The sequence below is a fragment of the Sandaracinus amylolyticus genome (assembly GCF_021631985.1).
Lineage (GTDB): Bacteria > Myxococcota_A > Polyangia > Polyangiales > Sandaracinaceae > Sandaracinus > Sandaracinus amylolyticus_A.
The window spans coordinates 6,272,836-6,287,488 of record NZ_CP070225.1; the positions used below are offsets into that span (position 1 = coordinate 6,272,836).

14 protein-coding genes are annotated in these 14,653 nt (G+C 70.7%); 9 read left to right on the forward strand and 5 right to left on the reverse strand.

Going from position 1 to position 14,653, the window contains the following annotated elements:
• The first annotated feature begins 83 nt into the window (after positions 1 to 83).
• Genes I5071_RS26550 through I5071_RS26580 form a run of 7 tightly spaced genes read left to right on the forward strand, consistent with a single transcriptional unit; the run spans position 84 to position 7,602 of the window.
• Entirely contained in the window at positions 84 to 1,385 is a 1,302-nt protein-coding gene (locus I5071_RS26550) for a TIGR04295 family B12-binding domain-containing radical SAM protein (protein WP_236515641.1), read from the forward strand.
• Positions 1,382 to 2,494, forward strand: coding sequence for a glycosyltransferase family 4 protein (locus tag I5071_RS26555; RefSeq protein ID WP_236515642.1), 1,113 nt, complete (start codon positions 1,382 to 1,384; stop codon positions 2,492 to 2,494). Before I5071_RS26550 ends, I5071_RS26555 begins: the two co-directional genes overlap by 4 nt.
• On the forward strand, positions 2,485 to 3,606 hold the full coding sequence (locus I5071_RS26560; protein WP_236515643.1) for a CgeB family protein: 1,122 nt from the start codon (positions 2,485 to 2,487) through the stop codon (positions 3,604 to 3,606). The genes I5071_RS26555 and I5071_RS26560 overlap by 10 nt, the downstream gene beginning before the upstream one ends.
• Positions 3,603 to 4,736, forward strand: coding sequence for a CgeB family protein (locus tag I5071_RS26565; protein ID WP_236515644.1), 1,134 nt, complete (start codon positions 3,603 to 3,605; stop codon positions 4,734 to 4,736). The genes I5071_RS26560 and I5071_RS26565 overlap by 4 nt, the downstream gene beginning before the upstream one ends.
• The gene (locus I5071_RS26570) at positions 4,733 to 5,836 is read left to right on the forward strand and encodes a CgeB family protein (RefSeq protein WP_236515645.1); all 1,104 of its coding nucleotides are present in this window, start codon (positions 4,733 to 4,735) and stop codon (positions 5,834 to 5,836) included. Before I5071_RS26565 ends, I5071_RS26570 begins: the two co-directional genes overlap by 4 nt.
• Positions 5,837 to 5,863: 27 nt before the next feature.
• On the forward strand, positions 5,864 to 6,721 hold the full coding sequence (locus I5071_RS26575) for a TIGR04290 family methyltransferase (protein ID WP_236515646.1): 858 nt from the start codon (positions 5,864 to 5,866) through the stop codon (positions 6,719 to 6,721).
• Complete coding sequence (locus tag I5071_RS26580) at positions 6,718 to 7,602, forward strand: beta-xylosidase (RefSeq protein ID WP_236515647.1); 885 nt, start codon at positions 6,718 to 6,720, stop codon at positions 7,600 to 7,602. The genes I5071_RS26575 and I5071_RS26580 overlap by 4 nt, the downstream gene beginning before the upstream one ends.
• On the opposite strand, the gene I5071_RS26585 is transcribed toward I5071_RS26580, so the two are convergent.
• Both I5071_RS26585 and I5071_RS26590 read right to left on the reverse strand, forming a co-directional pair.
• On the reverse strand, positions 7,593 to 8,264 hold the full coding sequence (locus I5071_RS26585; protein WP_236515648.1) for a GNAT family N-acetyltransferase: 672 nt from the start codon (positions 8,262 to 8,264) through the stop codon (positions 7,593 to 7,595). The two genes, I5071_RS26580 and I5071_RS26585, sit on opposite strands and share 10 nt — an antisense overlap.
• A gap of 55 nt (positions 8,265 to 8,319) precedes the next feature.
• Positions 8,320 to 8,769, reverse strand: a complete 450-nt coding sequence (locus I5071_RS26590; protein WP_236515649.1) for a PaaI family thioesterase — start codon at positions 8,767 to 8,769, stop codon at positions 8,320 to 8,322.
• Positions 8,770 to 8,855: 86 nt separating this feature from the next.
• Here I5071_RS26590 and I5071_RS26595 point away from each other — a divergent pair, with 86 nt between their 5' ends.
• Entirely contained in the window at positions 8,856 to 9,545 is a 690-nt protein-coding gene (locus I5071_RS26595; RefSeq protein WP_236515650.1) for a winged helix-turn-helix transcriptional regulator, read from the forward strand.
• On the opposite strand, the gene I5071_RS26600 is transcribed toward I5071_RS26595, so the two are convergent.
• Positions 9,546 to 10,952 carry a sigma-54-dependent transcriptional regulator gene (locus tag I5071_RS26600; protein ID WP_268921146.1) on the reverse strand — a complete coding sequence of 469 codons (1,407 nt, stop codon included), beginning with the start codon at positions 10,950 to 10,952 and terminating at the stop codon, positions 9,546 to 9,548.
• A gap of 36 nt (positions 10,953 to 10,988) precedes the next feature.
• Here I5071_RS26600 and I5071_RS26605 point away from each other — a divergent pair, with 36 nt between their 5' ends.
• Entirely contained in the window at positions 10,989 to 12,434 is a 1,446-nt protein-coding gene (locus I5071_RS26605; protein WP_236515652.1) for a sensor histidine kinase, read from the forward strand.
• Positions 12,435 to 12,444: 10 nt separating this feature from the next.
• Here the strand turns inward: I5071_RS26605 and I5071_RS26610 are convergent, their stop codons facing one another.
• A complete protein-coding gene (locus tag I5071_RS26610; RefSeq protein ID WP_236515653.1) occupies positions 12,445 to 13,026 on the reverse strand; it encodes a universal stress protein in 582 nt (193 codons plus the stop codon).
• Positions 13,023 to 14,639, reverse strand: a complete 1,617-nt coding sequence (locus I5071_RS26615; protein ID WP_236515654.1) for a SulP family inorganic anion transporter — start codon at positions 14,637 to 14,639, stop codon at positions 13,023 to 13,025. Before I5071_RS26615 ends, I5071_RS26610 begins: the two co-directional genes overlap by 4 nt.
• Between the last annotated feature and the right edge of the window lie 14 nt (positions 14,640 to 14,653).

The following is a 14,653-nucleotide window of genomic DNA, read 5'->3' on the forward strand; positions in this document are numbered from 1 at the left end:
CGCGTCCTCCGGACAGGCATCCTCGACTGCGAGGTTGCCTGTCTTCGAGTCTCTCCCGATTGGCATCCACGCCGAGGGGTCGAATGAAGGTCGCGCTCGTCAATCCGCCCTGGAGCTTCGAAGGCAGCATCTATTTCGGGTGCCGATCGCCGCACCTCCCGCTGGAGCTCGGATATACGCGAGCGGTGCTCGAGGCGCGCGGGCACGACGCGCTGCTCGTCGACGGACAGCTCGAGGGGCTCACGCTCGACGCGATGAAGGAGCGAGTCGCCGCGTTCGCCCCCGACGCGACGCTCGTGGTCACCGCGCCGAGCTATCTGTTCTGGCGCTGCGCGCCGCCCGAGCTCGCGATCCCGATGCGCACGGTGCGCGCGCTCCGGGAGGCCGGCGGGCGCATGATCGCGGCGGGCCCCCACTGCTCGACCACGCCTCGCGCAGCGCTGCAGAAGCTCGGTGTGGACGCGGTGATCCTCGGCGAATGCGAGGAGATCGTGCCCGAGCTGGTCGAGAACGATCGCGCTGCGTGGGGCTCGATCGGATCGATCGCGTACCGCGCGTCGGGCCAGATCGTCGTCCAGGGCGCGCCGCATGCGAGCGACATGAAGTCGCTCCCCGCGCTGACGTGGGACCCCGCGCTGCTCGCGCGGCACGAGCACCATCATCACCGCTTCGATCGGAAGCCGGCGAAGCCGGGCGGCGAGCTCGAGGCGTCGCGCGGGTGCCCCTACAAGTGCACGTTCTGCGCGAAGGAGAACTACCGCGACAAGTATCGCAAGCGCCCGCTCGACGTGGTGCTCGCGGAGCTCGACGCGATGATCGAGCGAGGTGTCGAGTACGTCTATTTCGTCGACGAGATCTTCCTGCCCGACGAGGACCTCCTGCGCGCGATCGCGGAGCGCGACGTCGCGTTCGGCGTGCAGATGCGGATCGACAATTGGAGCGAAGCGCAGCTCGATCTCCTCGGCATGGCGGGCTGCGTCTCGATCGAGGCGGGCATCGAGAGCATCACGCCCGAGGGGCGCTCGCTGCTCCGGAAGAAATGCAAGCTCAGCACCGACGAGCTGAGCGCGCTGCTGATCCACGCGAAGAAGAGCGTCGCGTTCGTGCAGGCCAATCTGCTCGACTCGCGCGCCGATCACGCGGACGACGTGCGGCGGTGGCGCGATCACCTGCGCGACCACGGAGTCTGGGCGAACGATCCGGTGCCGCTCTTTCCGTATCCCGGATCGCCGGAGTACGGCCTGCGGTGGGGCGCGCCCGACGACGAAGCGTGGGAGCGCGCCGTCGATCACTACCTGAGCGAGTTCGGTCGCATGAGCGACATCCAGGACGCGCAGCCGCGCCGCATCCGCGAGCTCGAGAGATCGGAGCTCGAGAGCGCATGATCGAGCGAGTCCTGATGACGGCCGACGCCGTGGGGGGCGTGTGGACGTACGCGGTCGAGCTCTCTCGTGCGCTGTCGGCGCACGGCGTGCGGACGACGCTCGCGGTGATGGGCCCGCCTCCGAGCGACGCGCAGCGCGCGGCCGCGCGGCGCGTCGCCGAGCTCCACGAGGCGCCGTTCGCGCTGGAGTGGGCGCCCGATCCCTGGGCCGACGTGGCGGCCGCGGGACAGTGGCTGCTCGCGCTCGAGCGGGTGATCGCGCCCGACGTGGTGCACGTGAACGGGTTCTCGCACTGCGCCCTGCCCTTCGCCGCGCCGGTGCTGATGGTCGCGCACTCCTGCGTCTGCACGTGGTGGAGAGCGTGCAAAGGCGACGACGCGCCGAGCGAGTGGGATCGATATCGCGCGGCGGTGCGCGACGGCCTCGCGGGCGCCGACGCGATCGTGGCGCCCACGCGCGCGATGCTCGACGCGTTCCTCGGCGTCCACGATCCCGCGGTCGCGCACCACGACCGGGCGCGCGTGATCGCGAATGCGATCGATCCCACGCGCTTCGCGCCCGCCGACGAGAAGGAGCCGCTGGTGCTCGCGGCCGGACGGCTCTGGGACGAGGCGAAGAACGTCGCGGCGCTCGACGCGATCGCGGGCGATCTGCCGTGGGACGTGGTGATCGCGGGGAGCGATCTCGGGCCCGACGGCGAGCGCGTGACGTTCCGCGGCGCGACGTCGCTCGGCGTGCTCACGCCCGACGAGATCGCGTCGTGGATGGGGCGCGCCGCGATCTACGCGTTGCCCGCGCGCTACGAGCCGTTCGGGCTCTCGGCGCTCGAGGCGGCGCTCTCGGGATGCGCGCTGGTGCTCGGCGACGTGCCCTCGCTGCGCGAGGTGTGGGGCGGCGCCGCGCGTTACGTCGACCCCGACGATCCGGCGGCGCTGCGGCGCACGATCGAGCCCCTGATCGACGCCCCCACGGTGCGCGCCGATCTCGCGCTGCGCGCGCGACGTCGTGCGCTCGAGCTCGCGCGGCCGGACGTGATGGCCGACTCGTATCTCGACCTCTACTCCGCGCTGCTCGGGCGGCGCGCGCGAAGGGCTGCCTCATGCGCATAGCGCTCTTCTGTCACACGCTCCTCTCGGACTGGAACCACGGCAATGCGCACTTCCTGCGCGGCCTCGTCACCGAGCTCGTCTCGCGCGGGCACGACGTGCGGGTCTGGGAGCCACACGACGCGTGGAGCCTCGAGAACCTCGTGCGCGATCACGGCGAAGCACCGCTCGCCGCGGTGAAGGGCGTCTATCCCGCGCTCGACTGCAATCGATACGATCTGCGCGGGCTCGATCTCGACGCGGCAGTGGGAAATGCCGACGTCGTGATCGTGCACGAGTGGAACGATCACGAGCTCGTGCGCCGGATCGGCGAGGCGAAGGCACGATTCGGGTACACGCTGCTCTTCCACGACACCCACCATCGCTCGGTCACGGAGTCCGAGGCGATGGCGCGCTACGACCTGCACCACTACGACGCCGTGCTCGCGTTCGGCGCGGTGATCCGCGACCTCTACCTGCAGCACAGGTGGGCCAAGCGTGCGTTCGTGTTCCACGAGGCCGCCGATGCGCGAGTGTTCGTGCCGCGGCCCGAGATCGAGAAGGAGATCGATCTCGTGTGGATCGGGAACTGGGGTGACGACGAGCGCGAGGAAGAGCTCCACGAGTTCCTGCTCGGCCCGGTGAAGCGGCTCGGACTGCGCGCACGGGTGCACGGAGTGCGTTATCCCGAGCGCGCGCTGAGCGCGCTGCACGAGGCAGGTGTGGAGTACGGCGGGTGGCTCCCCAACTACCGCGTGCCCGAGGCGTTCGCGAAGGCGCGCGTCACGGTGCACGTGCCGCGTCGGCCTTATGCCGAGCGACTGACGGGCATTCCGACGATCCGGCCCTTCGAGGCGATGGCGTGCGGGATTCCGCTCGTGAGCGCGCCGTGGCGCGACACCGAAGGTCTATTCCGCCGGAGTCAGGACTTCGTCGTCGCGCAGAACGGCGCGGAGATGTGCGCGCATCTGCAGCGCATCCTCTCGGACTCCGCCTTCGCCGACTCGCTCGTGCGCTCGGCGCGCGAGCGCGTCCTGTCGCGGCACACGTGCGCGCACCGCGCAGACGAGCTGCTCGCCATCGTCGATCGCATCCGGCGCGAGCAGCGGGCGCCCCTGGAGACACAGCCGGTATGACTGCTTCTCTCGACATCGCCTTCTTCGGATCGAGCATCGTCTCCGCGTACTGGAACGGCGCGGCGACCTATTATCGCGGCATCGTGCGCGCGCTCGCGGCGCGCGGTCATCGCATCACGTTCTACGAGCCCGACGCCTACGATCGCCAAGCCCACCGCGACATCGACGATCCACCGTGGTGCCGCGTGGTGGTCTATCGCGGCGACGACGAGCGCGATGCGCTGCGACAGCTGACGGTCGCGGCGCAGCACGCCGACGTGCTCGTGAAGGCGAGCGGCGTGGGCGTCTACGACGCCCTGCTCGAGGCGGCCGTGCCCGAGGTGCGACGCCCCGGACAGCTCGCGATCTTCTGGGACGTCGACGCGGCGGCGACGCTCGATCGTGTGGAGGGCGACGCCCGCGATCCGTTCCGCGGCGCACTTCCGCGCTACGACGCGGTGCTCACCTACGGCGGCGGCGATCCCGTGGTGCGTCGTTATCTCGCGCTCGGCGCGCGCGCCTGTCAGCCGATCTACAACGCGCTCGATCCCGACACGCACTTCCCGGGCGCGCCGGACCCGCGCTTCCGCGGGGATCTGGGCCTGCTCGCGAATCGACTGCCCGATCGCGAGCGGCGCATCGAGGAGTTCTTCCTGCGTCCCGCGGCGACGTCGCCGGAGCGCCGTTTCGTGCTCGGCGGCAATGGCTGGGGCGACAAACACGTGACGCCGAACGTGATCAAGGTCGGCCACGTCTACACCGCCGATCACAACGCGTTCAACGCGTCGTGCCTCGCAGTGCTCAACGTCGCGCGCGACAGCATGGCGAACGTGGGGTTCTCGCCCGCGACGCGCGTGTTCGAGGCGGCGGGCGCGGCGGCGTGCCTGATCACCGATGCGTGGGAGGGCATCGAGCTCTTCCTCGAGCCCGAGCGCGAGGTGCTGGTCGCGAAGGACGGTGATGCGGTCGCGGAGCACGTGCGCCGTCTCGACGAGGCGCGAGCGCGCGCGATCGGCGAGGCGGCGCGGAGGCGGGTGATCGCCCACCACACCTACGCGCAGCGCGCGGAAGAGGTCGAGCGCGCGCTGACTCGTGGCCTCGTCGTCGAGCGCGGGATCGCGGCGCCGGTCGGCGTGGGAGCGGCCACGTGAGCGCGTACGACTACGTCTTCCTCGGCCTCTCGATCACCAGCTCGTGGGGAAACGGCCACGCGACGACCTATCGCGGTCTGGTGCGCGAGCTCGCGGCGCGCGGGCACCGCGTGCTCTTCCTCGAGCGCGATCTCGATTTCTACGCGGCGAATCGGGACATGCCCGAGCCGCCTTATTGCACGACGAGACTCTATCGCTCGCTCGACGAGCTGCGTTCGGCCTATGCGCGCGAGGTTCGCGACGCGGACCTCGTGGTGGTCGGCTCGTACGTGCCCGAGGGAATCGAGGTCGGTCGCTGGGCGACCCGCACCACGCGCGGCGCGGTCGCGTTCTACGACATCGACACGCCGGTCACGCTCGCCCGTCTGGCGCGCGGCGAGGAGGAGTATCTGACTCCCTCGCTCATCCCGGAATTCGATCTCTATCTCTCGTTCACCGGCGGACCGACGCTGCGCGTGCTGGAGAAGCGCTGGGGCGCGCGGCGCGCCGAGGCGCTGCACTGCTCGGTCGATCCCGATCTTTACGTGCCCGATCCCGACGCCGGGATCCGCTGGGACATGGGCTATCTCGGGACCTACAGCGAGGATCGCCAGCCGATGCTCGAGCGCCTCCTGATCGAGCCGGCGCGCCGGTGGCGACATGGGCGCTTCCACGTCGCGGGACCGCAATATCCCGACTCGATCGCGTGGCCCGCGAATGTCGGGCGCGAGATCCACCTCGCACCGCGCGAGCACCGCGCCTACTACAACGCGCAGCGTTTCACGCTGAACGTCACGCGCCGCGACATGATCCAGGCGGGCTATTCGCCCAGCGTGCGCCTCTTCGAGGCGGCGGCGTGCGCGGTGCCGATCCTCAGCGACGAGTGGCCGGGGCTCGAGACGTTCTTCGTGCCGGGCGAGGAGATCCTCGTCGCGCGCAGCACCGAGGAGTCGCTCGCGATCATGCAGGGCATGGGCGAGGAGCAGCGCCGCCGCATCGGCGAGCGTGCGCGCGGTCGCGTGCTCGCCGAGCACACCGCCGCCCATCGCGCCGAGACGGTCGAGCGCCTCACGCGCGAGGTCCTCGACGCACGTGCACGCGCCACGTCCGCGACCGTCTGATTCCCACACGACGAGAGGGACCGACCGATGTCGATGCAGAGCGGGGAGACGGCGCGCCGCGCCCAGACCGAGGCGTCGCACGCAGAAGCAGAGCGGCGCATTCGCGAGCTCGGCCCGTGGTTCCACAACATGGAGCTCGCGGGGATCCTGACCGCGCCCGAGCACTTCCTCGGCGACTATCCGCGGGTGAAGTTCAAGGGATTTGCCCACGCGATCCCCGAGGACCTCACCGGGCGGAGCGTGCTCGACGTCGGGTGCAACGCGGGGTTCTACAGCTTCGAGATGAAGCGCCGCGGGGCCTCACGCGTGGTGGGGATCGACAGCGACGATCGATATCTCGCCCAGGCGCGTCTGGCCGCCGAGCTCACCGGGCTCGACGTCGAGTTCCAGCGGCGCAGCGTCTACGAGGTCGGCGCGATCGGAGAGCGCTTCGATCTCGTGATCTTCATGGGCGTGCTCTATCACCTGCGTCATCCGCTGCTCGCGCTCGATCTGCTGCACGAGCACGTGGTCGGCGATCTGCTGCTCTTCCAGAGCCTGCAGCGCGGCAGTGATCAGGTGACGGATCTCGAGGAGGACTATCCGTTCCGCGAGCGAGACGTCTTCGACGATCCCGGATATCCGAAGATGCACTTCGTCGAGCGGAAGTACTCGCAGGATCCGACGAACTGGTGGATCCCGAACCGCGCCTGCGTGGAGGCGATGCTGCGCAGCACCGGGTTCACGATCGTCGGGCACCCCGAGCCCGAGGTGTACGTGTGCCGCAAGGGGCGGCGAGCACGTGAGTCGGGCGAGTGGGTCGTGCATCGCAGCGTGCGAGTCCCCCCTTCCCACTCGGCAACAGAGCTCACGGGCGAGGACGGTTCGCAGGGAGGTGCCGCGTGATCGAAGCGGTGATGATCTGGAACGAGCCCAACAACCTCTCTCACTGGGACTTCCAGATGGATCCGGGCTGGAAGCAGTTCGCGACCATGACGAAGATGGCCGCGAGCGCGATCCGCGCCGAGCGCCCGTCGTTGCCCAAGGTGCTCGGTGGCATCTCGCCCATCGATCCGAACTTCATCAAGACGATGGCGAGCGAGGGAGTCGTCGACGCGGTCGACGTCATCGCGGTGCACGGCTTTCCGCTCGACTGGAACCACTGGCAGATCCACGAGTGGCCCGACAAGATCGCCGAGATCCGCGCGGTCACCGACAGACGCCTGTGGGTGAGCGAGGTCGGAGTCTCGACGTTCGGCGCCGAGGAAGTGCAGGAGTTCGGACTGCTGCGCACGGCGGAGCTGCTGCGCGGCAAGGTCGAGCGGATCCACTGGTACTCGCTCTACGATCTCCCGCGAGCGTGGCCCGCGACGACACGCCATCGCGAGGCCGAGGGGTCCAGTTATTATCGCCACTTCTACATGGGTCTCCTGCGCGAGGACGGGACTCCGAAGCGCGCACTGAAGCACTTCCACACGCTCACGCCCGATCTCGGGATCTGTCAATGGTTCCACTTCGAGGATCATCGGCTCGAGCCCGCGGTGAAGTGGCTGAAGGAGCTGGGTGTCAAACACCTCCGCACCGGTCTCTCGTGGGCGGACTCCCACCGTCCGGATTGGGAGCGGTGGTTCGACAAGCAGATGAAGGCGCTCGAGGGATTCGAGACGACCATCACGTTCTGCTTCACGCCCGGCTCGCGCGGCCAGCGCGACGATCACACCAGTCCGCCCAAGGATCCCGCGGAATTCGCGGACTTCTGCGCGCGAATGGTGCGCCGCTACGCCTGATCGGCGCGCCGCAGGACGACGTATCGGAACCGGCGGCGCGGGCGGAAGCCGAGCCGCTCGTAGAGCGCGATCGCGCGCGCGTTGTCCGCGCGGACGTGGAGGAATGCCGAGGCGCCCGCGTGATGAATGCGCGCGAGTTGCTCGGACATCAGTCGCGCGGCGAGCCCGCGTCCGGCGTGCGCGGGATCGGTGCACACCACGCTGATCTCGATCATGCCGGGCAAGCGCAGCCGCTGACCGGCCATCGCGAGGAGACGCCCCTCGCCGTCACGCACACCGAGGAAGGTGCCGAGCTCGACGGTGCGCGGGCCGAAGGGGCCCGGGCGGGTGCGCTCCGCGAGCGCGACCATCGACGGCACGTCGCGCGGGCTCAGCACGTCGATGTCGGAGCTGCGCTCCGGCGTGGGCCCTTCGTGGATCATCTGGAGGAGCGGCGCGCCGTCGATCTCGCTCAGCGCCCGCGGCAGCGCGAGCGTCCCGTCGGCGAACACGCCGACGAGCTCGCCGTCGGAGAGCGAACGGGCGAGCGCACGCAGCGCCTCGTCGTCGCGAACCCCTGCGAGCGTCGTGATGGCCGGCGGAAAGCGCGCCGCATCGCCGTGACGCATCGCGAGGTGCGCCTGCTCGGTCGTGAGCGCGGACCAGATCGGGTTGTCGAGCATGTGTGGCCCTGCCGGCGCGTGCGGCGAGTCGCACTCCGCGCCTTGCGATCGAACGTCAGGAACGGGCGCGCGGGAAGAGCGCGCAGGTGGCGGTGCCGTGGGCGAGCAGCCTTCCCTCGCGATCGACGAGCTCGCCGCTCGCGGTCGCGAGCGCGCGCCCGCGGTGCACGATGCGCGCTTCGCAGCGCACGCGTCCGGTCTCGACGGTGATCGGCCGCACCAGGTGCACGCCGATCTGCACGGTGCCGTACGCGGTGTCGGCGTCGAGCACGCTCATCGCCGCGCTGCCGAGCGCGGAGTCGAGCAACGTGCACGCGTAGCCGCCGTGCACCGTGCCCATCGGGTTGGGCACGTGCGCGCCGGGCGTGCCCTCGAATGCCGCGAAGCCGTGGCGCGCCTCGACGATGACGAAATCGAGCGTCTTGGAGATCGACGGCTGCGGGATCGTCCCTGCGACGATCGCTTCGAGCCAGGCGAGCCCGCTCGTGGTGGTGCGAGTGTCCATGCGGTGTGGAGTGCGCCGCAGGCCTCGTCGAGACCAGTACGGAATCCGGACCGGTCTTCGCGCGCGCGGCGGCGTACGCTCGGGACGTGCAGCGATACGGACAGTTCTGCGCGGTCGCACGCTCGCTCGAGCTCGTCGGCGAGCGCTGGACGCTCCTCGTGGTACGCGAGCTCTTGATGGGGAGCCGCCGCTTCGGCGAGATCCGCCGCGGGATCCCCCGCATCTCGCGCACGATGCTCACCGAGCGGCTGCGCGCGCTGACCGACGCGGGCGTGGTCGTGCGCGAGGGGCCGGACGCGTTGCCGAGCTATCGGCTCACGCCCGCGGGCGAGGAGCTCGCCGAGGTCGTGCGCGCGCTCGGCGTGTGGGGCCAGCGGTGGGCGCGCGGCCCGCTCGATCGCGACGAGCTCGACGAGGCGCCGCTCCTCTGGGACGTGCAGCGCCGCGTGAACGAAGACGCGCTCCCCGACACGCCGGTCGTCGTGCGCTTCGAGCTCACCGACGTGCCCGCGCGGCGGCGCGTGCACTACCTCCTGCTGCGGCGCGGTGAGGTGAGCGTCTGCGACGACAACCCCGGGCTCGACGTCGAGGTCCGCGTGCGCAGCGATCGACGCACGCTGATCGGCTGGTGGCGCGGCGATCTCACGTGGCGTCGCGCGCTCGCGTCGGGCGCGCTGACCATCGAGGGCCCGCGCGCCCTGGTGCGCGCGTTCCCCGAGTGGTTCCACCGCTACGCGTTCGCCGGCGTCGCGCCCGCGGGCGAGAAGAGCGCGTGATCACGCCGGCGGTACGCCGCCGCCGGGCGGCGGATCGCTCGGCCTCCAGCCGTAGCTCTTCAGCTTCGTGTAGAGCGTCTTGCGATCGACCTTGAGGATCTCGGCGGCACGCGTGCGGTTGCCGCCGACCGCCTCGATCACGCGCAGGATGTAGCGGCGCTCGATCTCGTCGAGCGGCAGGAGCTCGTTCGGATCGTCGGCCGCGACGAGCACGTGCGAGCGCGTGAACGCCTGGATCTTCTCGGGCAGGTCCGCGACCGTGACGTCGTCGTACTCCGCGAGCGCGACCGCGCGCTCCATCGCGTTCATCAGCTCGCGCACGTTGCCCGGCCAGTCGTACGCGAGGAGCTTGCGCGCCGCCTCGGGCGCGATGCCGCGCACCGGCTTGCCGCTGCGCTGCGCGATGCGCTTGAGCGCGTGGTTCGCGATCAGCAGCACGTCGGATCCACGCTCGCGCAGCGCGGGCAGGCGCACCTGCAGCACGTTGAGGCGGTAGTAGAGATCGTCGCGGAACTCGCCGTCGGCCACGCGCGACTCGAGGTCGCGATGGGTCGCGCTCACGATGCGCGCGTCGAACGCGACCTCGCGATCGCTGCCGACCGGCCGCACCGTGTGCTCCTGCAGCGCGCGCAAGAGCTTCGCCTGGAGCGCGAGCGGCATCTCGGCGATCTCGTCGAGGAAGAGCGTGCCTCCGCTCGCCTCGACGAAGAGCCCGGCGCGCGGCGCGCGTGCGTCGGTGAACGCGCCCTTGGTGTGCCCGAAGAGCTCGCTCTCGAGCAGCGCCTCGGGGAGCGCCGCGCAGTTCACCGCGACGAAGGGCCCCTCGGCGCGCGGGCTGCGCGCGTGGAGCGCGCGCGCGACGAGCTCCTTGCCGGTCCCGGTCTCGCCCGCGATCAGCACCGGCGCCTCGGAGCTCGCGACGCGCTGGATCATCGCGAACACGCGCTGCATCGTCGCGTGCTCGCCGATCATCTCCTCGATGCCGGCGGGGGTGACGATGCCCTCGCGCAGGCGTCGCACCTCGGCGCGCAGCGCGCGCAGCTCGGCGGCGCGCGTCACGCGGATCGCGAGCTCCTCGAGCTCGAAGGGCTTGGGCAGGAAGTCGTGGGCGCCGGCGCGGATCGCGGCGATCGCGGTGTCGAGATCGCCGAACGCGGTGATCAGGATCACCGGCAGCTCGGGGCGACGCGCGACCAGGCGCTCGCAGAGCTCGAGGCCGGTCATGCCCCCGAGCCGCACGTCGGACACGACGGCGTCGTAGTCCTCGACCTCGACCGCGGCGAGCGCGTCGTTCGCGCTGCGCACGTGGCGCACCCCGAACCCGCGGCGCCCGAGCTCCTTCACCAGGAGCGCGCCCATGGCGGGGTCGTCCTCGACGCAGAGAACGCGTGAGTGGCTTGCAGTCATGGCGCCGCCGAGATGGTAACAGTCGTATCCAGTCGCATGCAGATCGCCACCCGCCTCTGGCTCACGCTGCTCGTCACCATGTCGACCGTGCTCGTCGTCGGCGTCATGTTGCGCGTGCAGGAGGAACAGCGGCTCCTGCTCGAGGTCACGCTGCGCGATCGCCGGTTCTTCGCGCACGCGTTGCACGCCGCGATCACCCGCGATCGCAGCGGCGCCGATCCGCTCGACGAAGCGCGCCGCATGCTGGATCGCGAGGAGGTCGCGGCCGCGCACATCGTCGCGCGCCTGGTCTCTCTCGAGAGCCGGTCGCACCTGCGCTCGCCCGCGCTGCCGGCGCGCGAGATCGCGCCGCTGCTGCGCGGCGAGGTCGTCGTGGGCGTGCACGGGGGCGAGGTCCTCACGTACATCCCGCTCGACACCACGGGCGGGGTCGCGATCGAGCTCGCGGAGCCGCAGGCGGTCAACGAGCTGCTCGAGCGGATCGGGTGGTGGTCGCTGTTCACGCAGGCGCTCACGCTCGCGATGCTCGAGGCGCTGGTCACGTGGGGCCTCGTGCGCTGGCTCGTCGGGCGCCCTCTCGAGCGGCTCGCGCTGCTCGCGCGGCGCATCGGCAGCGGCGATCTCGACGCGCGATCCGAGCTCGCGACGAAGCCCGGCGACGTCGGCGTGCTCGCGGGCGAGATGAACCACATGGCCGAGCGCCTGCAGCACGCGCGCAAGCACATCGAGGAGGCCGACACCGAGCGCGTCGCCGCCCTCGAGCAGCTCCGCCACGCCGATCGGCTGCGCACCGTCGGACAGCTCGCATCGGCCCTCGCGCACGAGCTCGGCACGCCGCTCAACGTGGTCTCGGGGCACGCGCGCATCATCGAGCAGGACGATCGTGTGCCCGACGATGCGCGCGCCAGCGCGCGCACCGTGCTCGAGCAGGCGAGCCGCATGGCGCGCATCATCCGCGACCTGCTGGACTTCGCGCGACGCCGCGGCGGACAGCCCGCGCCGCACGTCGTCGCGGAGATCGCGCGCCACGCAGCGGACACGCTCGCGCCGCTCGCGCGGCGACAGCGCGCGATCATCGACGTCGAGGCGCGCACGCCCGACACGAAGGTGCGCGTCGACGCGCAGCAGATCCTGCAGGTGCTGACGAACCTGATCACGAACGCGCTGCAGGCGATGCCCGAGGGCGGGCCGGTGCGCATCGTGGTCGAGCAGCGCGAGGTCGTCCCGCCGACCGGCGTGCACGCGAAGGGCGGACGGTACGCATCGATCGCGGTGATCGACACCGGCACCGGCATCGCGCCCGAGGATCTACCGCACCTCTTCGAGCCGTTCTTCACGCGGAAGGGCGAGGGCGAGGGCACGGGCATCGGACTGCCGGTGGTCGAGGGCATCGTGCGCGAGCACGGCGGATGGGTCGCGGTCGAGAGCGAGCCGGGGCGCGGGAGCAAGTTCGAGGTGTTCCTCCCGCTCCACGAGCCGTGATCGCGCGCACTCAATGCACCACCCGGCCGAGGCCATCGGACGCGTCGATCGCGTCGAGACGGCGCGGCGGGGCGACACCGAGCGGACGATGATCGCGGCACCACGGCCAGGTCACGTCGGGCGAGCGACGCAGCGACTCGCACACCGCGCAGCGCTTCACTGCGAAGGGGCGCGCGTCGAGCTCGAGGCGCTCGCCCGCGACGAGCACCGAGAACGGCGCGTAGGGATCCTCGCCGAGCTCGCCCCAGAGCCCCGGCGCGGCGTGCCACCGCCCGCGCGCACCGAGCACGATCGTGTCGGCGCCGACCTCGAACGCGAGCCGCCGCATCTCGTGGCGCACGCGTCCGGCGCGCACGTGCGCCCACGCCGGGCGCGTCGGCACGTGGGCTGCGACCTGCGAGACGACGTCGGCGATCGCCTCGGGCACCGCGTGGAGCATCGCCTCGTCGCGCGCGAGATCGGGAGGGAGCACGTGCACCACGTGGAGCTGCGAGGCGCACCCGGTGCGCAACATCGCGAGCGCGTGGCGGAGCGCGCGCGCCGACGACGAGCGGAAGTCGATGCCGACGACGAGCGAGCTCTCGTTGGTCATGCGACCTCCAGCACCTTCCTCCGTGCCGCGAGCGGATGCTCGGAGAGCCCCTCGTGCGCGTCGAGCCCGATCACCTCGAGCTGCCGCCCGACGAGGTTCCACTCGTCCATCAGCTCGTGCAGCCGCTCCATCACCGTGTGATCGACGATGTGCGTGCCCGAGAGATCGATCACCACCGCGCGCTGCGGTGCGACGTTCGCGAGGTGCCGCTTGATCGTGAGGAAGTTCGAGAAGACCGCGGCCTGCGCGACGCGCAGCGTCGTCGTCTCGCCCTCCTCGATCACCTCGACGTGAGGGCGCAGCACGTTCCGCAGCGGCATGCCGTTGCGCCAGTGCAGCGCGGTCTTCACCAGGATCCCCGCGAACACGCCGACGAGCAGATCGGTCGCGAGCGTGACGAAGAGCGTCGAGCCGAAGATCACCATCTGCTCGCGCCCGATGCGCCACGTCTTCGCGAACTCCTTCGGCGAGGCGAGGCGGAAGCCCGTGTAGACGAGCATCGCGGCGAGCGCGGCGAGCGGGATGCGCTGGAGCAGCCAGGGCGCCGCCGACACGAAGAGCAGCAGGAAGATGCCGTGCGAGAAGTTCGCGACGCGGGTGCGCGCGCCGTTGTTCACGTTCGCCGAGCTGCGGACGATCTCGGAGATCATCGGCAGGCCGCCGATCATGCCGGCGATCACGTTGCCGATGCCGGTCGCGAGCAGATCGCGATCGAGGTCGCTCTTGCGCTTCAGCGGGTCGAGCGAGTCGACTGCCTTCGCGCTGAGCAGCGACTCGATCGAGCCGACGAGCGCGAACATCACGATGTAGCGGATCGACGTCGCGTCGAACGCGCTCGAGAAGTCGGGGAGCGTGATCGCGGAGAGGAGGCTCCCGGGCAGTCGCACCAGGAAGCTCGGGCCGACGACGTAGTCGTGCGACTGGAACTGGTAGTGGTGCTCGTGACCGAGGTCGAAGTACGAGCCGAGCGCCATCGCGATCACGACCACGACCAGCGGCGGCGGGACCTTCTTCACCCATGCCCATGGCAGCATCGGCATGCCGAAGAGCACGATCAGCGAGAGTGTCCCGATCACGACGATCTCGGGGTTCATCGCGAGGAGGCTCTCGGGGATGCGCGCGAGGAGCTCGAGCGGCTCGCCGGAGACGCCGGGCACGCCGAGCATCACGTGCACCTGCTTGGCGATGATGATGACGCCGATCGCCGCGAGCATTCCGTGCACGACCGACGAGGGGAAGAGGTCGCCGAGCGCGCCGGCGCGCACGAGCGAGAAGACGATCTGGATCACGCCCGCGATCACGATCGTCGCGAGGGCGCGTCGATAGCCGAGCACGGGATCGCCGGCGCCGAGGTCCTGGACCGCGCCGAGCGCGATCACGATGAGGCCCGCGGCGGGGCCCTTGATCGTCAGCGGCGCGCTGCCGAAGAACGTCGCGATGACGCCTCCGACGATCGCGGTGAGGATGCCGGCGACCGGCGGGAAGCCGCTCGCCATCGAGATGCCGAGGCAGAGCGGTAGAGCGATGAGGAAGACGAGGAAGCCGGAGACGACGTCCGCGCGCCACGTCTCGCGGAGGCCGGCGAGCCCTTCGGCGGGTGCTCTCGTGTGCATGCGGGCCGGCGCTC